The 22,853-nt window shown below is 60.0% G+C and carries 25 protein-coding genes; 9 read left to right on the top strand and 16 right to left on the bottom strand.

The window, feature by feature from the left end; all coding sequences use genetic code 11:
* Positions 1 to 11 precede the first annotated feature (11 nt).
* From FLP30_RS12580 to FLP30_RS12570, 3 genes are all read right to left on the bottom strand, one after another.
* Positions 12 to 1,187 carry a 5-(carboxyamino)imidazole ribonucleotide synthase gene (locus tag FLP30_RS12580; protein WP_149280109.1) on the bottom strand — a complete coding sequence of 392 codons (1,176 nt, stop codon included), beginning with the start codon at positions 1,185 to 1,187 and terminating at the stop codon, positions 12 to 14.
* Positions 1,184 to 1,687 (bottom strand): 5-(carboxyamino)imidazole ribonucleotide mutase, encoded by a 504-nt coding sequence (gene purE, locus FLP30_RS12575; protein ID WP_149280392.1) that lies wholly within the window; start codon positions 1,685 to 1,687, stop codon positions 1,184 to 1,186. Before purE ends, FLP30_RS12580 begins: the two co-directional genes overlap by 4 nt.
* 87 nt (positions 1,688 to 1,774) lie before the next feature.
* Complete coding sequence (locus FLP30_RS12570; RefSeq protein WP_149280108.1) at positions 1,775 to 1,981, bottom strand: YdcH family protein; 207 nt, start codon at positions 1,979 to 1,981, stop codon at positions 1,775 to 1,777.
* 227 nt (positions 1,982 to 2,208) lie between these two features.
* On the opposite strand from FLP30_RS12570, the gene FLP30_RS12565 reads away from it, so the two are divergent.
* On the top strand, positions 2,209 to 2,373 hold the full coding sequence (locus FLP30_RS12565) for a YdcH family protein (RefSeq protein ID WP_149280107.1): 165 nt from the start codon (positions 2,209 to 2,211) through the stop codon (positions 2,371 to 2,373).
* Positions 2,374 to 2,424: 51 nt separating this feature from the next.
* Here FLP30_RS12565 and FLP30_RS12560 read toward each other — a convergent pair whose 3' ends face one another.
* The 3 genes from FLP30_RS12560 to rpmE all read right to left on the bottom strand — a co-directional run bounded on the left by FLP30_RS12560 (position 2,425) and on the right by rpmE (position 4,153).
* Positions 2,425 to 3,027, bottom strand: a complete 603-nt coding sequence (locus FLP30_RS12560; RefSeq protein ID WP_149280106.1) for a DUF1013 domain-containing protein — start codon at positions 3,025 to 3,027, stop codon at positions 2,425 to 2,427.
* Between the two features lie 207 nt (positions 3,028 to 3,234).
* Entirely contained in the window at positions 3,235 to 3,744 is a 510-nt protein-coding gene (locus FLP30_RS12555; protein WP_149280105.1) for an Hsp20 family protein, read from the bottom strand.
* A 178-nt stretch (positions 3,745 to 3,922) separates the two neighbouring features.
* Positions 3,923 to 4,153 (bottom strand): 50S ribosomal protein L31, encoded by a 231-nt coding sequence (gene rpmE, locus FLP30_RS12550; RefSeq protein WP_149280104.1) that lies wholly within the window; start codon positions 4,151 to 4,153, stop codon positions 3,923 to 3,925.
* Between the two features lie 252 nt (positions 4,154 to 4,405).
* Here rpmE and mscL point away from each other — a divergent pair, with 252 nt between their 5' ends.
* A complete protein-coding gene (mscL, locus tag FLP30_RS12545; RefSeq protein ID WP_149280103.1) occupies positions 4,406 to 4,876 on the top strand; it encodes a large conductance mechanosensitive channel protein MscL in 471 nt (156 codons plus the stop codon).
* Between the two features lie 262 nt (positions 4,877 to 5,138).
* On the top strand, positions 5,139 to 5,510 hold the full coding sequence (locus tag FLP30_RS12540) for a hypothetical protein (protein WP_149280102.1): 372 nt from the start codon (positions 5,139 to 5,141) through the stop codon (positions 5,508 to 5,510).
* 99 nt (positions 5,511 to 5,609) lie between these two features.
* Here the strand turns inward: FLP30_RS12540 and secF are convergent, their stop codons facing one another.
* Together secF and secD are read right to left on the bottom strand one after the other, a co-directional pair.
* Positions 5,610 to 6,551, bottom strand: coding sequence for a protein translocase subunit SecF (gene secF / locus FLP30_RS12535; protein ID WP_149280101.1), 942 nt, complete (start codon positions 6,549 to 6,551; stop codon positions 5,610 to 5,612).
* Positions 6,552 to 6,565: 14 nt separating this feature from the next.
* Positions 6,566 to 8,131, bottom strand: coding sequence for a protein translocase subunit SecD (secD, locus tag FLP30_RS12530; protein WP_210419290.1), 1,566 nt, complete (start codon positions 8,129 to 8,131; stop codon positions 6,566 to 6,568).
* A 243-nt stretch (positions 8,132 to 8,374) separates the two neighbouring features.
* On the opposite strand from secD, the gene FLP30_RS12525 reads away from it, so the two are divergent.
* From FLP30_RS12525 to FLP30_RS12515, 3 genes are all read left to right on the top strand, one after another.
* Entirely contained in the window at positions 8,375 to 9,355 is a 981-nt protein-coding gene (locus FLP30_RS12525) for a Gfo/Idh/MocA family protein (protein WP_149280391.1), read from the top strand.
* 195 nt (positions 9,356 to 9,550) lie between these two features.
* Positions 9,551 to 11,479 (top strand): ribonucleoside-diphosphate reductase subunit alpha, encoded by a 1,929-nt coding sequence (locus FLP30_RS12520; protein ID WP_149280099.1) that lies wholly within the window; start codon positions 9,551 to 9,553, stop codon positions 11,477 to 11,479.
* A 73-nt stretch (positions 11,480 to 11,552) separates the two neighbouring features.
* Positions 11,553 to 12,569, top strand: a complete 1,017-nt coding sequence (locus FLP30_RS12515) for a ribonucleotide-diphosphate reductase subunit beta (RefSeq protein WP_149280098.1) — start codon at positions 11,553 to 11,555, stop codon at positions 12,567 to 12,569.
* Between the two features lie 112 nt (positions 12,570 to 12,681).
* Here the strand turns inward: FLP30_RS12515 and FLP30_RS12510 are convergent, their stop codons facing one another.
* Entirely contained in the window at positions 12,682 to 13,422 is a 741-nt protein-coding gene (locus FLP30_RS12510) for a tRNA1(Val) (adenine(37)-N6)-methyltransferase (RefSeq protein WP_149280390.1), read from the bottom strand.
* Positions 13,423 to 13,538: 116 nt separating this feature from the next.
* Here FLP30_RS12510 and FLP30_RS12505 point away from each other — a divergent pair, with 116 nt between their 5' ends.
* On the top strand, positions 13,539 to 14,609 hold the full coding sequence (locus FLP30_RS12505) for a polyprenyl synthetase family protein (protein ID WP_149280097.1): 1,071 nt from the start codon (positions 13,539 to 13,541) through the stop codon (positions 14,607 to 14,609).
* A gap of 103 nt (positions 14,610 to 14,712) precedes the next feature.
* On the opposite strand, the gene FLP30_RS12500 is transcribed toward FLP30_RS12505, so the two are convergent.
* Positions 14,713 to 15,585, bottom strand: coding sequence for a glutamate racemase (locus FLP30_RS12500; protein WP_149280096.1), 873 nt, complete (start codon positions 15,583 to 15,585; stop codon positions 14,713 to 14,715).
* A gap of 3 nt (positions 15,586 to 15,588) precedes the next feature.
* Positions 15,589 to 16,344, bottom strand: coding sequence for an orotate phosphoribosyltransferase (locus FLP30_RS12495; protein WP_149280095.1), 756 nt, complete (start codon positions 16,342 to 16,344; stop codon positions 15,589 to 15,591).
* A 270-nt stretch (positions 16,345 to 16,614) separates the two neighbouring features.
* Between FLP30_RS12495 and FLP30_RS12490 the strand changes: the two genes are divergently transcribed.
* Positions 16,615 to 16,872 (top strand): hypothetical protein, encoded by a 258-nt coding sequence (locus FLP30_RS12490; RefSeq protein WP_149280094.1) that lies wholly within the window; start codon positions 16,615 to 16,617, stop codon positions 16,870 to 16,872.
* A gap of 232 nt (positions 16,873 to 17,104) precedes the next feature.
* Here FLP30_RS12490 and FLP30_RS12485 read toward each other — a convergent pair whose 3' ends face one another.
* The 4 genes from FLP30_RS12485 to FLP30_RS12470 all read right to left on the bottom strand — a co-directional run bounded on the left by FLP30_RS12485 (position 17,105) and on the right by FLP30_RS12470 (position 20,237).
* Entirely contained in the window at positions 17,105 to 18,415 is a 1,311-nt protein-coding gene (locus FLP30_RS12485) for a citrate synthase (RefSeq protein WP_149280093.1), read from the bottom strand.
* 151 nt (positions 18,416 to 18,566) lie between these two features.
* Positions 18,567 to 19,094: a SixA phosphatase family protein gene (locus FLP30_RS12480; RefSeq protein ID WP_149280092.1), complete on the bottom strand. Its 528-nt coding sequence runs from the start codon at positions 19,092 to 19,094 to the stop codon at positions 18,567 to 18,569.
* Positions 19,095 to 19,105: 11 nt separating this feature from the next.
* The gene (locus tag FLP30_RS12475) at positions 19,106 to 19,423 is read right to left on the bottom strand and encodes a chorismate mutase (RefSeq protein WP_149280091.1); all 318 of its coding nucleotides are present in this window, start codon (positions 19,421 to 19,423) and stop codon (positions 19,106 to 19,108) included.
* 70 nt (positions 19,424 to 19,493) lie between these two features.
* Positions 19,494 to 20,237 carry a metallophosphoesterase gene (locus FLP30_RS12470; protein WP_149280090.1) on the bottom strand — a complete coding sequence of 248 codons (744 nt, stop codon included), beginning with the start codon at positions 20,235 to 20,237 and terminating at the stop codon, positions 19,494 to 19,496.
* A gap of 302 nt (positions 20,238 to 20,539) precedes the next feature.
* On the opposite strand from FLP30_RS12470, the gene FLP30_RS12465 reads away from it, so the two are divergent.
* Entirely contained in the window at positions 20,540 to 22,054 is a 1,515-nt protein-coding gene (locus FLP30_RS12465; protein ID WP_149280089.1) for an acetyl-CoA hydrolase/transferase family protein, read from the top strand.
* A 101-nt stretch (positions 22,055 to 22,155) separates the two neighbouring features.
* Here FLP30_RS12465 and FLP30_RS12460 read toward each other — a convergent pair whose 3' ends face one another.
* The gene (locus FLP30_RS12460) at positions 22,156 to 22,839 is read right to left on the bottom strand and encodes a PI-PLC domain-containing protein (protein ID WP_246856534.1); all 684 of its coding nucleotides are present in this window, start codon (positions 22,837 to 22,839) and stop codon (positions 22,156 to 22,158) included.
* Positions 22,840 to 22,853: the final 14 nt, after the last annotated feature.

Genomic DNA, 22,853 nt, shown 5'->3' with positions numbered 1-22,853 from the left:
CAGACAATGTGTCAGTCTATGGCTTCCATATCAGCGGGGGCTGCTGTTTTTGTGGCCAATGCGCCCAGAGCATCCTGCACGCCGAATTCCCCCGGCAGTGCGCCAAAGGGAAACAGTACGTTCACATGGCCCATCTTGCGGCCAGGACGGGCATCCGCCTTGCCATACAGATGTGGGATATGGCCGGGTGTTTTCAGGATTTCTGGCCAGAGAGCCATATCTTCCGGGCCGACCAGATTTTTCATGACAGCATCGGCGTGGCGTGTGGCCTGTGGCAACGGCAGGCCCGCAACGGCGCGGATATGCATGTCAAACTGGTCCTGCGGGCAGGCATTCATGGTCCAGTGGCCGGAATTATGCGGCCGGGGGGCAACCTCGTTGACCAGCAGCGCGCCGGTGTGGTCGAGGAACATTTCCACGCCCATAATACCAACAAGGTCAAAGGCCTCGGCCACACGGCAGGCCAGTTCCTGCGCCTTGCGGGCGGTTTCTTCCATGACCGGGGCCGGAGCCAGGGTCATGTCCAGAATACCGTGCCAGTGGCGGTTCTGCACCGTGTCAAAGCAGCGGATGGTGCCATCAACCCCGCGTATGACCATCACGCTCAGCTCGCAGGCAAAGTCGACCATACCTTCCGCCACCAGCGGGTGGGGGGCAAGCTCATCAAACGCGGTGTTCAGGTCATCGGGGTGGTGTACGCGGCGCTGGCCTTTGCCGTCATACCCTTCCTGCGCGGTCTTGAGGATCAGCGGCAGGCCCAGCGTGTCCATGGCGGTCTGGAGGTCGGCCCGTGCCGTGACCGGGTGCCAGGGGGCCAGAGGGATGCCGATGGACGCCAGAAAAGTTTTTTCTTCCAGCCGGTCCTGACTCGTCCGCAAAACCCGGCCCGACGGGCGGACAGGGCAGTGGCGCGCCAGCAGGTCCAGCGCATCGGCAGTAATGTTCTCGAACTCGAAGGTGACAACATCCACCGCGCGGGCAAAGCTTTCCAGCGCTTCGGGGGAGTCATAGGGGGCGAGCGTGACGGCGTGCGCCACTTCTACCGCCGGGTCGGTGACATTCTGGGTGAAAACATGCACCTTGAAGCCAAGCTTGGCGGCAGCCACAGCGGACATGCGGCCCAACTGGCCACCGCCCATAATGCCGATGACTGCGCCGGGGGCCAGTGCGGTTGTGCTCTGGGTCATTCGTTTTCGGTAACAGGAGTGTTGGCGACCGAGGCGGTCTGGAGAGCGCGCCATGTTTCCAGGCGGGCGGACAGGGCAGGGTCCTGTAGGGCCAGGATGGAGGCCGCCAGCAGGGCTGCGTTCTTGGCTCCGGCTGAGCCAATGGCCAGTGTGCCCACAGGCACGCCACCGGGCATCTGCACAATGGATAGTAGGCTGTCCATGCCTTTGAGCGTGCGGGATTCCACCGGCACGCCCAGCACAGGCAGGCAGGTCCAGGCCGCGCACATGCCCGGCAGATGGGCAGCCCCGCCCGCCCCCGCGATAATGACCGACAGCCCACGGCCTGCGGCATTGCGGGCATAGTCCGCCAGCCTGTCAGGGGTGCGGTGGGCCGAGACAATGCTGACCTCGTGCGGGATTTCCAGCGTGTTCAGGATATCCTGAGCATGGCGCATGGTTTCCCAGTCGGACTGGCTGCCCATGATCACACCAACCCGGGGGCTGGTGGTCGTGGCCATGTCTTGTGTCGGAAGGGGGGCGGATGGCTGGGGGTCTGGTGTGCTCACGGTCGCAGTGTGTCCGGTCAGTCTGTATTGGCTGAAAACTCAGGCAATATTGTCGGGGATCAGCTGGCTTTCAAGCTTTGTTATACGGTCCTTGAGAAGAAGTTTCCGTTTTTTCAGGCGCTGGAGGTACAGCTGGTCGATAAAAGCGGGCTCGCATGTCATGCGGTAGATGATGGTATCCAGGTCACGATGTTCGCTGCGGAGTTCATGAAGCTGGCCCAGCACAATGTTCCGATCAGTCAGCATGATGGTATTTCCCCCTGGCACAATAGGACTCGTTTACGCTGTTATGGGCGTTTGATCCATGTGGTTGCGAGTGTTCACCAACCTTCTGCGCGAGGCCAGACCCGGCGTGCGAAAAAAGTTGCATGTGTACAGCGCATGTCAGCATGTGGGGAGATATGAAATTAGCATGAAATTTTTGACAGGCTGTACGCTACCGTCATCGGGTCGTCAACCGTAAGGAGGTAGCCATGTCGCGCCTTGCAAGGATTGAAAGTCTCAAGAACCGTCATTTTCGGGTTGATCAGAAAATCAGTACCGAAGGTGGCAGACCAAGACCTGACGAACGTGTCCTGATGTGCCTGAAGCTACAGAAGCTGCGTATCAAGGAAGAAATAGAAAGGCTGGCGGACTAAGCCGCTAGTCCCACACGCGGCCATGCTGAGTGCTGGCCGCGTGTGTTGTTATCAGTCTTCAGAAAATTCCACGCCAGCGCCCACATCCACACTGTCGATGACAGGGGTTGGAATGTCTGCGCCTTCACGCTCAAGCCGGGTATTGGCGTCGTGCACGGCGGCGTTCAGGTCCGTCTGGCTGCACAGGCCAACTGTCACGGGGTCACGCGGCTTGATGTTGGGCGTGTTCCAGTGCTGCTTGTCACGCACCTTGGCAATGGTGTCCTTGGTGGTGCCCAGCAGCTTGACAATCTGCGGGTCGCTCAGCTGCGGGTAGTTACGCAGCAGGAAGGCAATCCCATCGGGCCGGTCATGGCGCTTGGCCACAGGGGTATAGCGTGCCCCTTTGGAGCGACGGCGCACAGGGTTGCTGACGGTCATGATCTTGAGGCGCGCGGTAGGTGTGCCTTCACACCGGCGGATTTCCTCACGCGTGAGCTGATGGTTGGCAATGGGGTCGTAGCCGACAATGCCCTGCGCGACTTCGCCATCGGCAATAGCCTGTACTTCCAGCGGATGCATGCCGCAGAAGGCGGCGATCTGCTCAAAGCTCAGAGCGGTCTTTTCAATGAGCCACACAGCGGTCGCTTTGGGCATCAACGGTAAGGTTGTCATGGCTTCCATCCTGTCATCGGGCCGCATTCACGCAGGCACCCGAGAGTTGATGGCCAGGGGCACCGCCCCGGAAGCCTGCGTGCCTGCCGACGCGCAATCATTGCCCACGGTATGGCGGGTGCGGCCTATGCAGGTCAAGCTGCAAATGCACAGGCGGGGGAGGGAAAGCCGGGGCTTTCCCTCTTTTGGTGGCGCCGGGGGCGTGTGTCAGGCCGCGGTGGCGACTGGCGGTGTGTTCTCGACCTGCGCTGCCAGGTTGGGCTGGGCGCTGGCAGGTGCGACATTGGCACTGCGGTTTTGACCAACCCCGACGGGAATACGGCGGGGCTTGAGGGCGTCGGGCACAATCTGGCGCACCATGATCCGCAGCAGACCATTGTGCATGTCGGCGCTGGTGACTTCCACATGGTCGGCCAGGGCAAAGCGCCGCTCAAAGGCGCGGCGGGCAATTCCCCGGTGGAGGATTTCCCCTTCCTCCAGTGGTGCGTTGACACGGCCGGACACAACCAGCGTGTTGTCCTGCACGACCAGCTCAATGTCATCGGGGCCAAAGCCTGCCACGGCCATGGTCAGGGCGTAGCTGTCGCTCCCGGTTTTGGCGATGTCATAGGGAGGGTAGCTGGACGTGCCTGCGGTGCGTGCCGCGGTGTCCATCACCTGGGCCAGGCGGTCAAAGCCGATGGCGGTGCGGAAAAGGGGGGTAAAGTCATATGTCATGGTCAGGAACCTTCTTTACTCGGCAAGGTTCTGCCCTTCATGCGGCAGGCTCCGGGTCGGCAGCCTGACAGGGCAGGTGTGTCGCCAGCCCCGGTTGGGCACTGGCATACCCTGAACATGGAAAGCCCCGCACCCTCTTTCAAGAGTGCGGGGCTTTCTGCACGCCGTGGCTGTAAGATCAGCCCTTTGTGCGGGTGCCGATACCAGCAAAGCGCTTGTTGAACTTGGCAACCTGGCCCCCGGTGTCGAGAATACGCTGCACGCCCGTCCACGCCGGGTGGGACTTGGTGTCAACGTCCAGGCGCAGGGTGTCGCCAGGCTGGCCGTAGCAGGAGTGCGTCGTGTATTCCGTGCCATCGGTCATGATGACGGTGATCTCGTGGTAGTCGGGGTGAATGCCGGGTTTCATGCAACTGGTCTTTCTTTACAGCGGAAAGGGCCCGATACCGACCGGGCCATATTGGCCGAGCATATAACGGCACGGCTGCGCAGGATCAACACTTCATTTCACCCACATGGGTCGTGGACGGAATGACAAAACCGCACCATAGAAAAGAAATAATGTGGACCATGACCTTTCCGCGTTGAGGAATTGGTGACAGCGCGGATACATAATGAAGTGTCTGGAGCCACAAGTTTTTGAAAATAGGAATTTATGGGAATGGTTGATCTTACCTCACACGTGCGCACGCCCGCATGGATTGCTGAGTTTCGCGGCTTTATCATGCGCGGCAATGTTGTTGATCTGGCGGTGGGTGTTATCGTCGGTGCGGCGTTTACCTCCATCGTCAACAGTCTGGTCAAGGATATTTTCAACCCGCTGCTGGGCTTGCTGATCGGGGGCATTGATTTCTCGAATCTGTTCATCACCCTCAAGGGTGAACACATGGCAACCCTGGCCGAAGCCCAGAAGGCAGGGGCCGTTACCCTTAATATCGGGATGTTCGTGAACGCTGTTATCCAGTTTCTGATCGTTGCTCTGGCTATTTTCTGGCTGGTCAAGGCGCTGACCCGCCTGCATGTGCGTGAAGACGCCAAGCCCGCAGCCCCGGCTGAGCCGAGCCGCACCGAAGTGCTGCTGGAGCAGATTCGCGATGAACTGGCTGCCAAAAACGCCGCCAGCACCAAATAAACCACGACACCACAGACCAACCCTGAATCGGGCATTGCCTCGTGCAAGCCACCGCGCCTGAATCGGGGAGAAGGGGCCACAAGCCCCTTCCGGGTTTTCAGCACGGTGCTCCCGGAGCAGGCGCGTAGGGTAACAGGCCCCCATGGGGCACACCCTCAAACCGAGGGCTCTCTCCGGCCAGTCCGGGTATCCCCATCACAAGACGCACAGTCAGAGCAGAGGCTGTATTTGAGGACGGCGAGAGATAGGCTAGCATTTGCCTATGCAGTATCCTGTCCTTCGCTTCCGGCCCCTTATGCGGGGGCTTGTCCTGTTTGGTTTTGTGGGGTGTGTGGCAGCCTGCCAGGCCGTGCCGCAGGGGCTCCCCCTTTATCAGACCCCGCATACCGTCCTGTACAGCTATGTCATTACAAACGGCATGGCACGGGGGCGACTTATGGCCGGGCCGTTACCCAACGCACAGGTGCAGGCGATCCTGAAGGCGGATCGGGAGACCCTGGGCGCGCTCCTGCTTTTTCAGGACCATCCAAGCCAGTTTACCCTGTTGCAGGCAGGGCAGAAGGTGGAAGATTTTATTGGGGTTATAGAAGCACCGGTAGGCACCGTGCCGCAGCCACAGGCCGTAGCCCGCTAATACAGGCGTTATAGCCGGCGTAGTTCCGTCGGGCGGGGCAGGGTGTTCGGGTGCTAGACAAGGCATCTGCCAGTTGTGTGGCAGATGCCTTTGTTATTGTCAGGCTTTGCTGGCTGCGGGGGCTTTGGCATCGCGCTTCAGGCGGCCTTCCCCCATGAACAGCAGCAGTGGCGCGGCAATGAAAATGGATGACGATGTGCCAACCACAATGCCGAACAGCATGGTCCAGGCAAAGCCTGACAGTGTGCTGCCCCCCCACAAGGCCAGTGGCAATGAGGCGAGGAAAACGGTGGAGGATGTGCCCAGTGTACGGTTTAGCGTTTCGTTGATGGACAGGTTGATCAGGTCAATCAGCGGCATGCTGCGGTAACGGCGCAGGTTCTCACGCACCCTGTCGTAAACCACCACTTTGTCGTTGGTGGAATAGCCAAGAATGGTCAGGATTGCGGCCACCATGACCAGGTCAAACTCAAAGCCGGTCAGCACCAGAAAGCCCATGGTCTTGGTCAGGTCCAGCACCAGAGTGACAACGGCGCTGAGCGCAAACTCCCATTCAAAGCGGACCCAGATGTAAACCAGGATCATCGCCAGACTGAGCACAAGGGCGAGAATACCGTTGCGGAACAGCTCGGCCGAGACGGAAGCGCCCACCGCATCGGCCCGCAGGATGGTGGTGCCCGGCAGGGTCTGGTCCAGCGTGTGGCGTACCTGGTCCACAATGGCCTGCGTATTCTGGCCTTCCCCCGTGTCCAGCCGGATCAGCACATCATCCGCGCCGCCAAAGGACTGGAGCGAGGCATGCTGGATGCCGTGGCTGGCCAGAGCTGCACGCAGCTTGGCAAAGTCTGCCGGGCCAGAGGTCTTGGCCTCCACGACAATGCCGCCCCTGAAATCCAGCCCCAGGGTCAGCCCAGGGTGGAAGAACAGGATCAGCGAAGCCACGGACAGCACGGCAGAAACGATCAGCCCCATATGGCGGCCGCGCATGAAGTTGATATGCGTGTCCTTGCGGACAAAGCGCAGAAGAGGTCGTCCGAACATATGCGCCTCTCGTTTCAGACCGGCAGGCTGGTGGGGCGCGTGCGCGCGTACCAGCGGGTCATGAGCATGCGGGAAAGCAGAAGGGTCGTGAACAGGGTTGTCACGATGCCGATGGTAATGGTCAGGGCAAAGCCCCGTACCGGGCCGGTGCCAAACACAAACAGCATGACATGGGCCAGCAGGGCCGTGGCGTTACTGTCCACAATGGTGGATGTGGCACGCTCAAAGCCTGCCTGCATGGCGGCAAGGGGCGTGCGCCCACGGTTTACCTCTTCACGGATACGCTCGTTGATGAGGATATTGGCATCCACCGCCATACCCAGTGTCAGCAGCATGCCCGCCATGCCCGGCAGGGTCAGTGTGGCCTCAAACAGCGACAGGATCGCGATCATCAGCACCAGGTTGGCCAGCAGGGCGGCGTTGGCGTACCATCCAAAGCGCCCATAAAACAGCGCCATGAACACAACCACCATCAGGAAGCCAGCCGCAAGGCTGATCATGCCTGCACGGATGGAATCCGCCCCCAGTGACGGGCCAATGGTGCGCTGCTCAATAACACTCAGCGGGGCAGGCAGGGCGCCTGCACGCAGCATCAGCGCAAGGTCGGTGGCTTTCTGGGCGTCAAACCCGCCGGTAATCTGGCCATTGCCGCCGGTAATGGCGGTGCGGATGACGGGGGCTTCGATCACCTTGTTGTCCAGCACAATGGCAAAGCGGTGGCCGACATTGGCTTTGGTCACCGTGGCAAAGGCATGGGTGCCTACAGAATCGAAGGAGAAGCTGACAGCCCATTCCCCGGTCTGCTGATCAATGACGGCGCCCGCGTTGGTCAGGTCGCTGCCATCCACATCCACGTGGTCAAACACGGGCAGCGGGCCGCCGTCGGCAGGGCTGGCCATGGGCAGCAGGCTGACACCCGGCGGCGGGTAGGTGGCGTGCAGGGCGTTGGGGTCAACCAGACGGAAGGTCATGCGCGCGGTGGTGCCCAGTAGCGCCTTGATGCGGTCAGGGTCGCTAATGCCGGGCAGTTCCACCACAATCCGGTCATCACCCTGGCGGGTAATCTGCGGATCGACAGCACCAGTGCCGTCAATACGGCGGCGCACGATCTCGATGGACTGGGTAATGGCGTCATGCGCCCGTTGGCGAATGGATTCGGGCGACAGGGCCAGCACAATGGCACCATTGTCCTGCCGGGTAATGCTGAATTCATTGGCCGTGGCATGGGGGAGCGCCTTCAGCGCATCCAGATCAGCCTGTGTTTCCGACGGGTCACGCGGCTGGAAGGTAATGCTGGCCTGATCAGCATTGACCGCAATATCGCGGTAGCCAAGGTGTTCCTTCAGCAACGCGTCGCGCACAGCCTCGGACAGTGTCTGGAGTCTGTCATGCGTCAGGCTCTTGAGATCAACCTGGAGCAGCAGGTAGGAACCACCGCGCAGGTCCAGCCCAAGATGGACCTGTCGCCACGGTATCGAGGGAAGGGGCCTGCGCAGGCCGTTGGGCAAGCATAGCAGCAGGCCCAGCAGGCACACACCCAGCACCGAGGCCAGTTTGAGGCGGCTGTAATACATTCTCACCAGATCACTTGCAGTTCAGTTGCCCGGAACATGCCGTTCCGGCTGGCATGTTGCAACTGTTCACTGTCACGCACGCATGTCCGGGGCCGAGTTGGTGGCCCCATGTCGCGGGGGGAGCACACCTGCCGGGCCGTCTTGGCGGGGGGCGTTGGTTTGCATTCCGGTGTGGGCCTGCTACCCCTTGCGGGCGGCAGGGCAGGCCGGGTGCGGCTATGTCGGCCACCATGGCAAAGGCAGGGAATGATGAGCGGAATTCTGCGTGTGGGTGTGATCGGGGCCGGGCATTTCGGGCGCTACCATGCCCTCAAGATCGGTCTGGTCCCCCAGGAGGTGCTCAGTGGGGTGTATGACCCCGACGCGGCCCGTGCGGCCGTTGTTGCGGCTGAGGCAGGCTGCCCCGTGGCCCCGGATGTAGACAGCCTGCTGGCCATGTCCGATGCGGTCGTTGTTGCGGCTCCGGCGGAGTTCCATTTTGATCTGGCAGTGCGGGCATTGCAGGCTGGCAAGCATGTGCTGGTGGAAAAGCCGGTGGCTGCCACGCTGGAGCAGGCTGACCAGTTGGTGGCGCTGGCAGGGCAGACAGGGCTTGTCTGTCAGGTGGGGCATCTTCTGCGCTATTCGGCGGAGCATGATGCCATAACCCAGCGCATTACCCGCCCGCTGTATATCGAGGCCACACGGATTGCCCCCTACAAGCCGCGTGGGACCGATGTGTCGGTTATTCTCGACCTCATGATCCATGATCTGGACCTGGTGCTGGCCATTGTGGACAGCACCATTGTGCAGGTGGATGCGCTGGGGGCTGCTGTCAGCTCCGCGCATGAGGATATTGCCAACGCCCGTGTCCGTTTTGAAAACGGATGTGTGGCCACCATTACGGCCAGCCGTATCTCCCTCAAGACCGAACGGCGGATGCGCCTGTTCTCGGAGGAGGGTTACCTGTCCGCTGACTTCGTCAAGCGCGAGCTGAGCATGATCGGGCGGGAGCGTGGTCTGCCCCTGCCGGGCACGGGTGGATTCCGGCGCGAACACGTGAGCTGGAAGGAACAGGATTCGCTATTGGCGGAGCATCAGGCTTTTGTGGCGTCCTGCCTGCATGGCGCACCTGTGGTGGTCGATGCCATGGCCGGTCGGCGGGCCCTGGCGGCGGCGCTGGCGGTCACGCAGGGGATATCCGACTCCCGTCGGCTGATGGAAATTTCGGGTCTGATACGATCGGTCTGAAAAACCGAGGAAAATCCGGGGCATTGGCGAATACAAGCTTTTTTTCGATGCCTGAGAGCAAAAAAAACGCTAGATATGGTGTGCCGAATGGAGCAAAAGCGCGAAATGTAGTGGCTGCCGACGTGCTGCGGATCAGCAGCCCATAAGCGCACTGTTACCCTGAATCTGAACATTATAACGTGGAGAGCCCAAGCCATGAGTCTGAGTGATGCGCATGAGAATGACATCCATCGCCCGCTCGCAGGTGGTGCAGACCTGGTGGGTGAGGGCGACCTGTTCGAAGGCAGCAGCACACAGGATATGGTGCAACTGCCCGGATATTTTCAGGTTCACGTCAACCGGTCGCGGGATTCTCTGCTGACACCGTTTGGCAAGGCCACACTCGACAACCGCTACCTGCTGCCTGATGAGAGCTATCAGGATCTGTTTGGCCGCGTGGCATCGCGCTACGGGGCCGATCAGGCGCATGCCCAGCGTATTTATGACTATATCAGCAAGCACTGGTTCATGCCCGCAACGCCTGTGCTGTCCAATGGCGGCACCACGCGCGGTCTGCCCATTTCGTGCTTTCTGAACGAGGCCAACGACAGCCTGAAGGGCATTGTTGACCTGTGGAACGAGAACGTGTGGCTGGCCAGCAAGGGCGGCGGCATTGGCTCCTATTGGGGCAACCTGCGCTCCATTGGGGAAAATGTCGGCCGCAACGGCAAGACCTCCGGCGTTATCCCGTTCATCCGGGTTATGGACAGCCTGACGCTGGCCATCTCTCAGGGGTCGCTGCGGCGTGGGTCTGCGGCTGTCTATCTGCCCGTCTGGCACCCCGAGATTGAAGAATTTGTCGAGATTCGCCGCCCCACCGGGGGCGACCCCAACCGCAAGGCGCTGAACCTGCACCATGGCGTGCTGGTGCCCGATGCCTTTATGCGTGCGGTGGAAGCGGATGAGGAATGGGCGCTGCTCTCCCCCAAGGATAGCTCGGTCATTCGCAAGGTTTCGGCCCGTGGCTTGTGGATCCGTATTCTGACCGCGCGGATGGAACAGGGTGAGCCCTACATTGTTTTCTCCGACCATGTGAACAACGCCCGGCCCGAACACCACAAGCTGGCGGGTCTGGAGGTTAAAACCTCTAACCTGTGCTCCGAAATCACGCTGCCGACCGGCATCGACCACCACGGCAAGGCCCGCACGGCGGTGTGCTGCCTGTCGTCCCTCAACCTGGAAACCTGGGATGAGTGGTCGGGTGATACCCAGTTTATTGAAGATGTGATGCTGTTCCTCGATAACGTCCTGCAGGACTTTATCGACCGTGCGCCAGAGGAAATGGAACGCGCCAAATATGCCGCCATGCGTGAGCGCTCGGTAGGGCTTGGTGTCATGGGGTTCCACTCCTTCCTACAGGCCCGTGATGTGCCGTTTGAAAGCGTGATCGCAAAGGTCTGGAACCGTAAGATCTTCAAGCATATCCGCGAGCAGGCCGATGCTGCATCCCGGCATCTGGCCGAACTGCGTGGTGCCTGCCCCGATGCGGAAGAATACGGCGTGATGGAACGGTTTTCCAACAAGATGGCCATCGCACCCACGGCTTCGATCTCGATCATTGCGGGCAATGCAAGCCCTGGGATCGAGCCGATTGCGGCCAATGTATTCTTGCAGAAAACACTCTCCGGCTCCTTTACCGTGCGTAACCGGCACCTGCAGAAGCTGCTGGAGAAAAAGGGCTACGACACGCCCGATGTCTGGTCGTCCATCACCACCAGCAAAGGCAGTGTGCAGCACCTCGACTTCCTGACCCAGCAGGAGAAGGATGTCTTTAAAACCGCGTTCGAGCTTGACCAGCGGTGGGTGGTTGAACATGCGGCCGACCGTCAGCCCTATGTGTGCCAGGCGCAGTCGGTCAACCTGTTCCTGCCTGCGGATGTGCATAAGCGCGACCTGCACCAGATCCACTACCAGGCATGGAAGAAGGGGCTGAAGTCCCTCTACTACTGCCGCAGCCTGTCCATCCAGCGTGCGGATACGGTCAGCAACGTGGTGAACAAGTCTGACGTGCAGCAGCATGGCAGTGCCTCGGCCCCAGCCGCGCCGAGTGAGCCTACGTATGAGGAATGCCTTGCCTGCCAGTAAGGCACTGGCTGTTGGCAACTGTTTTTAAAGTCAAAACATTGGCGGTCTGCCCGGACCGCCAGAGGGGGATGGCATGAGCGAGCATAATGCAGCACAGGAAGGCCCGCAGGAACATTTTGACCTGCTAACGGCAAACCCGGTTTACAAACCTTTCCGGTATCCGTGGGCGTATGATGCGTGGCTGACCCAGCAGCGGCTGCACTGGCTGCCAGAGGAAGTGCCCCTGGCGGATGACGTCAAGGACTGGCACAAGGTGCTGAACGAAGGCGAGCGCCACCTGGTGACGCAGATTTTCCGCTTCTTCACCCAGTCCGATGTGGAAGTGAACAACTGCTACATGAAGCACTACAGCCGTGTGTTCAAACCCACGGAAGTGCTGATGATGCTCTCGGCGTTCTCCAACATCGAGACCATCCACATTGCCGCTTACAGCTATCTGCTTGATACGCTGGGCATGCCGGAGGCCGAATATTCGGCCTTCCTGCAGTACAAGGAAATGAAGGACAAATACGATTACATGCAGCTGTTCACGGTGGACAGTAAGCATGAAATCGCCAAGACACTGGCGGCGTTCGGGGCGTTTACCGAAGGCTTGCAGCTTTTTGCGTCCTTCGCCATCCTGCTCAACTTCCCGCGCTTCAACAAGCTGAAGGGCATGGGGCAGATTGTGTCGTGGTCGGTGCGTGATGAAACGCTGCACTGCCTGTCCGTCATCCGTCTTTTCCATGTGTTCATTCAGGAAAACCCGGAAATCTGGACAGAGAAGCTCCGTAACGAGCTGACAGATATCTGCAAAACCATTGTCGAGCATGAAGAGGCCTTTATTGACCTCGCGTTTGAAATGGGCGCTGTGGAAGGGCTCGATGCCGCGCAGGTCAAGTCCTACATCCACTTTATTGCCGATCGCCGCCTGACTCAGCTTGGTCTGGACCCCGTGTACAACACCACGGTCAATCCTCTGCCATGGCTGGACGATATGCTGAACGCGGTGGAACACGCCAATTTCTTTGAAAACCGCTCGACGGAATACAGCCGCGCCTCGACCAGTGGTACCTGGGAAGAAGCGTTTGAAAATTCTGTCTTCAGCTAACGCGGTGTGAATGCCTTCTGGCAGGGGTAGGTATTGCCTGCCCTGTCAGGAGTCTGTCGGGGCAAAACGACAAGAGTCGCCAGCCCTGACATCGCGGGGTCTCTGATCGCGTTTAAAGCTCTGGAAGGGGCATGGCGTCTTCCAGAACACTGCGGGTTATGGTGGTAAACGCTCCGTCCGCTTCATGCAGCACTAGCCCAGGCATGACCCGTGACGGGCTGCGGACACCCAGCCGCGCCTGCACCAGCACGATCCGCGCCTCCCGCCCGGCTTTTGGCCAGAAGGGGTAGAGCATAATCCCTCCAAAACCGGCAGTTAGCATGGCCATCATGGCCTGATCTGCCAGAGCCGCAGGCAGGGCCAGGGTCAGGCTGCCTTTGTGGCGTAATACGGCAGCACTCCCACGCACCCACAGGTTAAGCGTTTGTGGCCCCAGCCGCCGCGCCAGATCGCGCCGTGGCGTGGGCGAGGCCGAACTGTTGCCCGGATGCCACGGCGGGTTTGCCATGCAGTGGTCAAAACTGTCGGGCAGGTCCAGCCCATCGGGGAATGAGGCATTGAGGATGCGGGTATTGTGCTGGCCGTTGGCATGCAGGTTCAGGCGGGCCAGTTCGGCTGTGGCGGAGTCCTGCTCCACCCCCGTGCCGGACAGCCCGGCAACACGCTGGAACAGGCAGAGCAGGCCAGCCCCCGCCCCACAGCCGATTTCCAGGATATTCTGGCCCGGTTTGGCGGGAATGGCCGCGGCCATCAGCACGGGTTCCAGGCCTGTACGGTAGCCCTGCGCGAACTGGCTGTAGCACAGACGCCCACGCAGAAGTGTTCCTCGGGTCGTGGCAGGAAGGGAGGGCAAGGGGAGTGTGTGCATTTCTGTATCTGGCAGGCTTGAATTTGTTGGCGCTTGACCGTTTTTCTGGTGCCTCGCATATAAGAGATCGTCAACTCATCCCATGGCTGGGGGAATAGCGTTTGGGTGTTGCAGTCAGCCTGACAGAATCAGGCAGAACCACAAGCCAGGATGGATCTGGAGTTTCAGTGACCAAACCAGGAGAAGCCGGTCTTAAGGGGCTGGCCGATTATCTTGCCTCTGACATGCAGGCGTGCAACCGCGTAATTGTCGAGCGCATGCAAAGCTCTGTGCCACTCATTCCGCAGTTGGCCGCGCATCTTGTCGCAGCGGGGGGCAAACGCCTGCGCCCGTTGCTGACACTGGCGGCAGCCCGCCTGTGCGGTTACGACACGCGGGATGGGCAGTTACGGCATGTTGAAATCGCTGCCTGTGTGGAGTTCATCCACACTGCCACGCTGCTGCATGATGATGTGGTGGATGAAAGCCAGCTCCGGCGCGGGCTTGCCAGCGCCAATGCTATTTTTGGCAACAAGGCATCTGTTCTGGTGGGGGACTTCCTGTTTGCCCGCTCGTTCCAGATCCTGACGGCTGATGCCTCGCTCGATGTCATGGCGATTCTGTCCGCTGCCTCCGCCACTCTGGCGGAAGGTGAGGTCATGCAGATGACAACCCAGAATGATCTGTCCACGTCGGTGGAGCAGTATCTTCAGGTTATCTACGGCAAGACAGCAGCCCTGTTTGCTGCCGCCTGTGAGGCCGGTGCCGTGATTGGTGAGGCCAGCGCAGAACAGCGTGAGGCCCTGCGGGTTTATGGCGCCAACCTCGGCATGGCCTTCCAGCTTGTGGATGACGCGCTGGATTACGCCGCCGATCAGGCCGTGCTGGGCAAGGAAGTGGGTGACGACTTCCGTGAAGGCAAGGTGACCCTGCCTGTCCTGGCAGCCTACGAGCATGGCAGTGAGGAAGACCGTGTCTTCTGGCGCAGGGTGATTGAGGATAGCGAGCAGCAGGACGGTGATCTGGCCGCAGCTCTGGAGCGTATTGCCGCAACCGATGCCATCGGCATTACCCTTGCCCGTGCGGAAGATTATGCGGCCAAGGCGCGGGAGGCTCTGGACCTGTTTCGGCAGAGTGAACTCAAAGACCTGCTGCGTGATACCGCCAGCTACTCCGTCAGCCGGGAACGCTAAGCGTTCTTGGACCACGGAGGTGAGGAAAAACATAGGCATGGCCGCATCGTTCTGATGTGGCCATTTCTTTTTGACCAGACTGAACGTGATCTGGCCCGGTGTTTTAGGGGGCTGCTGCGGCTATGGGCTGCGGACAGAACGTTTTTTCTGACCACAGGGCCATGGTGTCAAACCCGTAGGACGGTAGCCGTGCCAGCAGGGTGCTGGCCCCTTGCGGGCGAGCGGTAAACCACGCCTGGGGAGGCTCTAGCCGCATGGTGCTGGCAGGTGGGCATTCCTGTAGGATGGTGCAGGTCTGTCGGGCTACGGCATCTGCCGGGTCCAGCCATGTGATGCTGGTGGGGGACAGGGCCCGCAGGCGGTCCAGCACAAATGTGTAGTGTGTGCAGCCAATGCCAACCATATCCATCCGGGCTGCATCGGGGTGGGCAAACAGCCCCTGCAATTCTTGCTCAAAATCAGCATCAGGCACAGGCTGACCACGAAAGACGCGCTCGGCCAGTTCTGCCAGACCGGGGGCCGCGTGGGCAATCAGGGTGCAGTCCGGCGCATATTGTGTGTGCAGGCGTGTCAGATAGGGGCGGCGCACCGTGGCCCGTGTGGCCAGTAACCCGATGACATGGGTGTGGCTCAGCCGCGCTGCCCAACGGATGGGGGGGACGCAGCCAATAAACGGGGTGGTGGGGCAGGCGGCGCGCAGGGCGTCCAGCGCAAGGGTGCTGGCGGTGTTGCAGGCCACCACAACGGCCTGAGGCCGGAGCCGTGCAATAGCATCGGACAGCAGGGACACAATGCGGGCAATCAGCACGGTATCGTCCTGCTCGCCGTAAGGGAAAACGGCGGTATCTGCCAGATAGTCAATATCAACATCCGGCGCCATGGCCCGTAAGGCCCGGACAATACCCAGCCCCCCGATTCCGGAATCGAAAGCCAGAATACGGTGAGCAGGGGGCTGCATGACGCCGGAAAGCTGCATGACTTACTTGTCTTTGTTGGCCTTGAAGGCAGCGGCTTCCTCAAGGCTGGCCACACCACCATGACGGGCCGACCACCCACAGGGGTTTTCAAGGAAGCGGCGCACCTCGGCCGAGGCTTCCTCGGAGAAGTAGGGGCGGGTCGAGCAGGCTTCCAGCACATCCCACCAGGTGCACAGGGAATGGAGGGAGACATCCATTTCCGCCAGCGTATGCTGCGCACCGGGGAACACACCGTAGTAGAAGACAACAAAGGCATGGTTGACCACAGCACCCGCATTGCGCAGGGCTTTGGCAAACTGCACCTTGGAGCCGCCGTCGGTTGTCAGGTCTTCCACCAGCAGGGTGCGCATGCCTTCTGGCACATCGCCTTCAATCTGGGCGTTGCGGCCAAAGCCTTTGGGCTTTTTACGCACATAGGCCATGGGCAGCAGCATGCGGTCGGCCATCCAGGCAGCAAATGGAATACCTGCTGTTTCACCCCCCACAACGGCTTCTATGCTTTCGTAGCCCACATGGCGGCCAATTTTTTCAACCCCCAGTTCCATGATTTTGGCGCGGGCGCGAGGGAAGAAGATGATCCGGCGGCAGTCGATGTAAACAGGGGACTTCCAGCCCGATGTCAGGGTGTACGGGTCTTCGGGGCGGAAGTTGACGGCCTTGATTTCCAGCAGCAGGCGGGCTGTCGTCAGGGCGGCGTCGCGGTCCCATTCGCTGTTTTCTATGGATGCGGGCGAGCCGATGCCAGCGGGTGATGTCATGGAATGGTCCTTGGAATAACTTGGAAAAAGGAGATTATGTGCTTGGCATAGCCTTACAGGCGCCGAAAATCCATGCCTGTTGTGTGCTGTCCCTGCCTGTCGGGCTGTTTGCGGGCATGCTCAAGTCTAGTGTTGCAAAAACACCAAAGTGTAAAAACTTGTGATGATGTCATGGCCAGGAAACGGGATTGTTAACTTGCGCCGCAGGGGGTTCAGGCGCTAGATAAAAACAAGTTAAGAGTGGTTATCAATAAAAGGTGGTATGTGACCATGGAGCAAGTTCAGATCGTGCGTAAGGGCGCGAAAGCCCGTATCGCACGGCGGTGCGAACAGGCGGTTATTACAGCCTACAGAGAGCTTCGCGATGTCGGGACAGAAGATGTCGCGGCGTTTGATACATGCACAACCTTGTACCGTATCCACCACCCCGAAGCCTCTCTGAGCGAAGCACGTCGTCTTGTGTCGGAATGGATCGACCACCACATCGTGCGCCAGAGCACGGGCGAAACCCCAGGCTGCAACTGCTAACGTTGCCTGCCTGCAAGTCTATCAGCGCCGGTTTGTTGATGAAGCACCCAGCGCGCTGATCAGGGACTGGCCGTAGAATTCAGGAACCGCTTGTCTTCCATACCGTGTGGAAGAGGAGTGGTTTTTTTTATGCCCTGTGGGTGGGTGTTGACCGTATTAAACAAAACGGGGTGCCCACCAAGCCAGTGGGCACCCCCTTATGCAACGCTGGATGACACTGTTAGGCGTGTGTTCAGCGCTTGTTCAACGGCACAAAATTGCGTTCCGTCTCGCCAATATAAAGCTGGCGGGGGCGGGAAATCCGCTGGCCGGGTTCTTCGATCATTTCTTTCCACTGGCTGACCCAGCCGGTTGTGCGGGCAAGGGCGAACAGCACCGTGAACATGCTGGTGGGAATGCCCATGGCCTTGAGAATGATGCCGGAATAGAAGTCAACATTCGGGTACAGCTTGCGCTGGACAAAGTAGCTGTCGTTCAGGGCGATGTTTTCAAGTTCGATCGCCAGGTCAAGCAGCGGGTCGTCCTTGATGCCGAGTTCGGACAGCACTTCGTGGCAGGTCTGCTGCATGATCTTGGCGCGCGGGTCGAAGTTTTTGTAAACCCGGTGGCCAAAGCCCATCAGCTTGACGCCGCTGTTCTTGTCCTTCACCTGCTCGATAAAGGCAGGAATGTTTTCCTTCTTGCCAATATGGGCCAGCATTTTCAGCACGGCTTCGTTCGCGCCGCCATGGGCGGGTCCCCACAGGGCAGCAATGCCTGCGGCAATACAGGCAAACGGGTTGGCCCCCGTGGACCCGGCCAGACGCACGGTGGAGGTGGAGGCATTCTGCTCGTGGTCGGCGTGCAGGATCAGGATCCGGTTCATGGCGCGGGCCAGAACGGGGTTCATCTTGTAAGGCTCGGACTGGCGGCCAAACATCATGGACAGGAAGTTTTCCGCGTAGTTCAGGTCGTTACGCGGATAGATGAAGGCTTCGCCCTGCGTGTATTTATAGGCCCAGGCTGCGATTGTGGGCAGCTTGGCAATCAGGCGCATGGCGGCCAGGTCGCGGTTGGCGGGGACGGCAATGTCGTTGGCGTCGGGGTAGAAGGCGGACAGAGCGCCAACCGTGCCGCACAGAATGGCCATGGGGTGGGCGTCACGACGGAAACCGTTGAAGAAGTTGCGGATCTGTTCGTGCAGCAGGGTGTGGTTGGTCAGCGTATGCGTGAAGGTGCTGTATTCTTCAGCCGTGGGCAGTTCACCGTTGAGAAGCAGGTAGATCACTTCTTCAAAGGTGGCTTCTTCAGCAAGCTGGGCAATGGGGTAGCCACGATGCAGCAGTACGCCTTCGTCACCATCAATAAAGGTGATCTTGCTGGTGCAGGACGCTGTCTCCCCATAGCCGGGGTCGAAGGTGAAGACATTCAGTTGCGCCGGAAGTTTGCGGATATCAATGACATCCGGGCCCAGGGTGCCCGTAAGGACAGGCATCTCCGCGGTTTGGCCACCGAGTGAAATGGTGGCGGTAGTCTGCTTGCCTTCGCTTAGCGACACACTCATGGTCTTTCCTCTTTACTATAAAGGTCCGGTCGCGACTGCGGCCTCGTGGTGGTTTCCTTTTGTCTCTCATTCCAGAGGAAACAGGAAGCATCCGCCTGATAAACCGCGCGTTATCGCGCGCGCAAAGGCCGGAAAACCGGGCTTTCTCGTGTCAGGGTCGCGTGAATGTGTGCAAAACGAGGCATTCTGGCACGCCATTGGCCCAGTCTGCCGTGGCAGACTGCGGGCCTGCGTCAAGCGTAACGAAAACGGCAATGGAGCCGGGGTCGAATCCTGCATCCAGTGCCATGGCCAGCGGGTCCAGTTGCCGGGCAAGCAGGGAAATGCCCGGATTATGCCCGACAAGCAGCAGTGTGCGGTGCTGCGGTTCCGTCTGCTGGATGCGTGACAGCAGGGCTTCGGGCTGGGCTTCGTAAATATCGGGGCAGAAGCTGGGCTGCCCCTGTGTCTGGGGGCAGGCGGTCAGCACGGCGTCCAGAGTCTGGCGGGTGCGGCGTGCCGGGCTGCACACAATGGCATCGGGGTGTAGCCCCTGTGCAGCCAGCCATTGACCGCAGCGCAGGGCGGCGGCCTGACCGTCAGCAGTCAGGGGGCGGGCCATGTCCGCCTCAATGCTGAAATCATCCAGGCTGGCCGGAGCCGCCTGGGCGTGGCGCAGCAGGATCAGGCGGCGCGGCATGGGGGCGTCAGTCAGCGTTTTTCACCAGGCTGGGTTGCCCCGGCAATAGCCTCATGATGGCGGATGACTTCATGAATGATGAAGTTGAGGAATTTTTCCGCAAAATCGGGGTCAAGCCGGGCATCGGCAGCCAGCTTGCGCAGGCGGGCAATCTGCCGGGCCTCCCGCGCGGGGTCGGCCGGGGGCATTTTGTTGTTGGCCTTCAGTGCGCCAACGGCCTTGGTGCAGCGGAAGCGTTCAGCCAGCATCGAAACAAGGGCCGCATCGATATTGTCGATACTGTGGCGCAGTTCCTCAAGAGCTTGGGTGGGTGAGGGCTGGTCTGTCACGGTGTCGGCTTTCCTGCGTTGGGTGTGGTGGGGCTGGGCCCGGTCTCTGCATGCCCTGTATTGGGTGGTTTTACAGGGGGTTGCCCTGTTCTGCCACAAGCGGCGCGGGCAGGTCCACCCATGCCAGGTGTCCTCCCTTGCTGGCGCCTGTATCCATAAAAATGGCTTGCCCGCCTGCGCGTCCGGGCAGGTGCAGGGGGCGGCCATTGGTCGAGCGCTGGTCGTGCCCGCAATAGACAGTATAGCCAGCCGGAATGGTGTTGACCCAGTTAAGGGTCCGCTCGGGAAAACCATCAGGCTGCATGCGGCTTGTGGTTTCCCCAAACAAAGCGCGTGACAGCAGAAAGGTAACCCGCTCCAGCGGTGGCGGCGGCGGTTCCAGCAGCATGCGCGGGTCAAAAGCACCATGCACAAAAACGGTCCGGTCCATCACCAGCCACGCAGGGGCCGTGGCCAGGGCGGGCAGTATGGCGTCGCGGACATCGTGGTTTTCGGGCTGGTCCAACTGGGCCAGGGTTTCGTCCAGATGGGGGGTGGAGCGCAGTCTTTTGCCCAGCAGTGCGCGGCCCAGCTTGCGGTCATGGTTGCCCATGAGGAAGAGCCCCCGACCGGCCTCCAGCACATCAAGCATCAGGCGCAGGGTGCCTGCGCTGCTGGGGCCATAATCCACCAGATCACCCAGTTGGATGATAAAGCGGTTGGTGGCTACGGCATGGCGGAAAGCCTCCAGGTCACCATGCACATCGCCGATAATGCGGAGTCCATGACGCATGGCGTTTTTCACGTTTCCGTTATGCTGTGTGTCTGTCGGCATACCGCCATCACCTGATTAATCCTCCTCTTCATGTAGGCTTTTCGAGGGGAAACAGGAATGTCATCAGTGTTTTTTTTCTAAGAGCTTATTCAAGCACAAGTATGTGACGCGCCAGAACCCGGAGTTTGCGCATAGGTTACGTCTTATGTTCAGGGCGCGGTAACCGCTCCTGAAAAAAACGGAAGAGGTAAGGGCGGCGTATGCCCAGTGATACCAGGCCGGGATGGCCGGCACGGGCCTTGCCAGGGTTTCCTCCTTCCGAGTGTTTGGAATAGTTTGAGAACAAGACAGGAAAGTCTCTCATGACACAGCGCATTCGGAACGTAGCGCTACGCAGCAAGGTTTGCCCGGCCGAAGCCGCGGCTGAGCTTATTAAAAATGGTGACGTTGTCGGCACCAGCGGGTTTACCGGTGCGGGCTACCCCAAGGCCGTGCCCAAGGCGCTGGCCGAGCGCATGGGCGCCGCCCATGATCGTGGTGAGGAATACCGCATCAGCCTGATTACCGGTGCTTCCACCGGTCCGCAGCTTGATGGGGAACTGGCCAAGGTCAACGGTGTCTATTTCCGCTCGCCCTTTAACACCGACGCGGGCATGCGTAACCGCATTAACGCCAACGAGACGGATTACTTCGACAACCATCTGGGTCAGGTTGCCAGCCGTGCCGAGCAGGGCAACTACGGCAAGTTCAACGTCGCAGTTGTCGAGGCTACAGCCATTACGGAAGAGGGCGGCATTGTGCCGACATCCTCCGTCGGGAATTCCCAGACCTTCCTTGATCTTGCTGACAAGGTGATCATTGAGGTCAACGAATGGCAGAATCCCGGTCTGGAAGGCACGCACGACATCTGGCACGGCAATATCAGCGGTGTTCCCACGCGTGATATCATTCCCCTCAGCCGTGCGGACCAGCGTATTGGTGGGGGCACGCTGCGGGTTGATCCTGCAAAAATTGCCGCCATCGTGCAGTCCAACGACAGCGACCGTAACGCCCCCTTTGCCACGCCGGATGCGACAGCCAAGTCCATTGCGGGCTACCTGCTCGATTTCTTCGAACATGAAGTCAAGCAGAACCGCCTGCCGCCGTCCTTGCTGCCGTTGCAGTCCGGGGTTGGCAACGTGGCCAACGCGGTGCTGGACGGGCTGAACGAAGGACCGTTTGAAAACCTGGTGGGGTATAGCGAAGTCATTCAGGATGGCATGCTGGCCATGCTGGATTCCGGGCGGATGCGTATTGCCTCGGCCACATCCTTCTCCCTCAGCCCGGAAGCTGCGGAAGAGATCAACCGCCGGATGGACTTCTTCCGTAGCAAGATCATTCTGCGGCAGCAGGATGTCAGCAACGCACCGGGGGTTATCCGTCAGCTTGGCTGTATTGCCATGAACGGCATGATCGAGGCGGATATTTACGGCAACGTCAATTCCACCCGCGTCATGGGCTCCAAGATGATGAACGGGATCGGCGGTTCGGGTGACTTTGCTCGTAGCTCCTATCTGTCCATCTTCCTGTCTCCCTCCACAGCCAAGGGCGGCAAGATTTCCGCCATTGTGCCTATGGCGGCGCATGTTGACCACATCATGCAGGACACCCAGATTTTTGTGACCGAGCAGGGTCTGGCTGACTTGCGTGGCCTGTCCCCCGTCAAGCGAGCACAGACCATTATTGCCAAATGCGCGCACCCTGACTACCAGCCCATGCTGCAGGATTATCTGGACCGTGCGCTCAAGGACTCCTTTGGCAAGCATACCCCGCACCTGCTGAACGAAGCCCTGTCCTGGCACCAGCGGTTTGTGGAAACAGGCTCCATGCTGCCCTAAGCTGGTAGCAGACAGCCCATAAAAAAGGCCCGGTCCCCAGTCTATTGGGGCCGGGCCTTTTTATTGTCGGCACTGTGCAACCTGATCAGGGGTCGCCGCGTTCAGCTATGACTGCTGGCAATTTCTGTCCGGGGCAGGGTGGCCGAAGGATGCATGACCACAATATCCACAGGCTTGTCGGCCAGGAAATCAGCCGTGGAAACCTTGGAGGTTACCGGGGGCTCGGTGATAATGGCTTCCGCGCCACGATGGGCGGCGGCAAACAGGTCGGGTGTCGCAGAGGCGGACAGATAGGCTGCATACGGGTGGTGCTTGGCAAGGCGATGCACCGCATGGGCTTCCTGTTCGGAATGGATGGGCACTGCGATCATCACCTGAGAGTCTGCTGTAAAGGCATCTTCCAGGCTTTTGCGTGTTGATGTCACCAAAATCACGCGGTCGCGCATGTGCGCCTTGCGGACCAGTTGGGTCACGTTGCGAGCGTTGGCCTGGTTCAGGTCCAGCATCAGCAATGTGTCAGCCTTGTAGGCTGATGTCAGAACGGAGGCGAGGGGGGCCGCCTGCGGTCCGGCGATAATCTGCCCATCCGGCCCGCTGGAAACCGCCATACGCACCATTGCCGGGTGAGGCTGCGAGACTGTCTGGGCCAGAGTATTGCGGCTGTCAGCCGTGCAGACAACCAGCCCGTGGTGGATATGGGCCATCAGGCCATGCGAGCGTGAGTGGTGGATAGCCAGCGCCGTTCCCCCGCTTACGCACAGCGTAATGGCAAGGGTAATGCCCATCAAACACCGACGCG

Source organism: Acetobacter vaccinii (genome assembly GCF_008365315.1).
Classification (GTDB): Bacteria; Pseudomonadota; Alphaproteobacteria; order Acetobacterales; family Acetobacteraceae; genus Acetobacter; species Acetobacter vaccinii.
Note: the sequence above shows the minus strand (reverse complement) of the source record. Positions and strands in the feature narration are given on the sequence as shown.

Coding starts and splice junctions, on each gene's coding strand:
- FLP30_RS12580 (WP_149280109.1), bottom strand. CDS start 1,187: ATGACCCAGAGCACAACCGCACTGGCCCCCGGCGCAGTCATCGGCATT.
- purE (WP_149280392.1), bottom strand. CDS start 1,687: ATGGCCACGACCACCAGCCCCCGGGTTGGTGTGATCATGGGCAGCCAG.
- FLP30_RS12570 (WP_149280108.1), bottom strand. CDS start 1,981: ATGCTGACTGATCGGAACATTGTGCTGGGCCAGCTTCATGAACTCCGC.
- FLP30_RS12565 (WP_149280107.1), top strand. CDS start 2,209: ATGTCGCGCCTTGCAAGGATTGAAAGTCTCAAGAACCGTCATTTTCGG.
- FLP30_RS12560 (WP_149280106.1), bottom strand. CDS start 3,027: ATGACAACCTTACCGTTGATGCCCAAAGCGACCGCTGTGTGGCTCATT.
- FLP30_RS12555 (WP_149280105.1), bottom strand. CDS start 3,744: ATGACATATGACTTTACCCCCCTTTTCCGCACCGCCATCGGCTTTGAC.
- rpmE (WP_149280104.1), bottom strand. CDS start 4,153: ATGAAACCCGGCATTCACCCCGACTACCACGAGATCACCGTCATCATG.
- mscL (WP_149280103.1), top strand. CDS start 4,406: ATGGTTGATCTTACCTCACACGTGCGCACGCCCGCATGGATTGCTGAG.
- FLP30_RS12540 (WP_149280102.1), top strand. CDS start 5,139: ATGCAGTATCCTGTCCTTCGCTTCCGGCCCCTTATGCGGGGGCTTGTC.
- secF (WP_149280101.1), bottom strand. CDS start 6,551: ATGTTCGGACGACCTCTTCTGCGCTTTGTCCGCAAGGACACGCATATC.
- FLP30_RS12525 (WP_149280391.1), top strand. CDS start 8,375: ATGAGCGGAATTCTGCGTGTGGGTGTGATCGGGGCCGGGCATTTCGGG.
- FLP30_RS12520 (WP_149280099.1), top strand. CDS start 9,551: ATGAGTCTGAGTGATGCGCATGAGAATGACATCCATCGCCCGCTCGCA.
- FLP30_RS12515 (WP_149280098.1), top strand. CDS start 11,553: ATGAGCGAGCATAATGCAGCACAGGAAGGCCCGCAGGAACATTTTGAC.
- FLP30_RS12500 (WP_149280096.1), bottom strand. CDS start 15,585: ATGCAGCTTTCCGGCGTCATGCAGCCCCCTGCTCACCGTATTCTGGCT.
- FLP30_RS12495 (WP_149280095.1), bottom strand. CDS start 16,344: ATGACATCACCCGCTGGCATCGGCTCGCCCGCATCCATAGAAAACAGC.
- FLP30_RS12490 (WP_149280094.1), top strand. CDS start 16,615: ATGGAGCAAGTTCAGATCGTGCGTAAGGGCGCGAAAGCCCGTATCGCA.
- FLP30_RS12485 (WP_149280093.1), bottom strand. CDS start 18,415: ATGAGTGTGTCGCTAAGCGAAGGCAAGCAGACTACCGCCACCATTTCA.
- FLP30_RS12480 (WP_149280092.1), bottom strand. CDS start 19,094: ATGCCGCGCCGCCTGATCCTGCTGCGCCACGCCCAGGCGGCTCCGGCC.
- FLP30_RS12470 (WP_149280090.1), bottom strand. CDS start 20,237: ATGCCGACAGACACACAGCATAACGGAAACGTGAAAAACGCCATGCGT.
- FLP30_RS12465 (WP_149280089.1), top strand. CDS start 20,540: ATGACACAGCGCATTCGGAACGTAGCGCTACGCAGCAAGGTTTGCCCG.
- FLP30_RS12460 (WP_246856534.1), bottom strand. CDS start 22,839: ATGGGCATTACCCTTGCCATTACGCTGTGCGTAAGCGGGGGAACGGCG.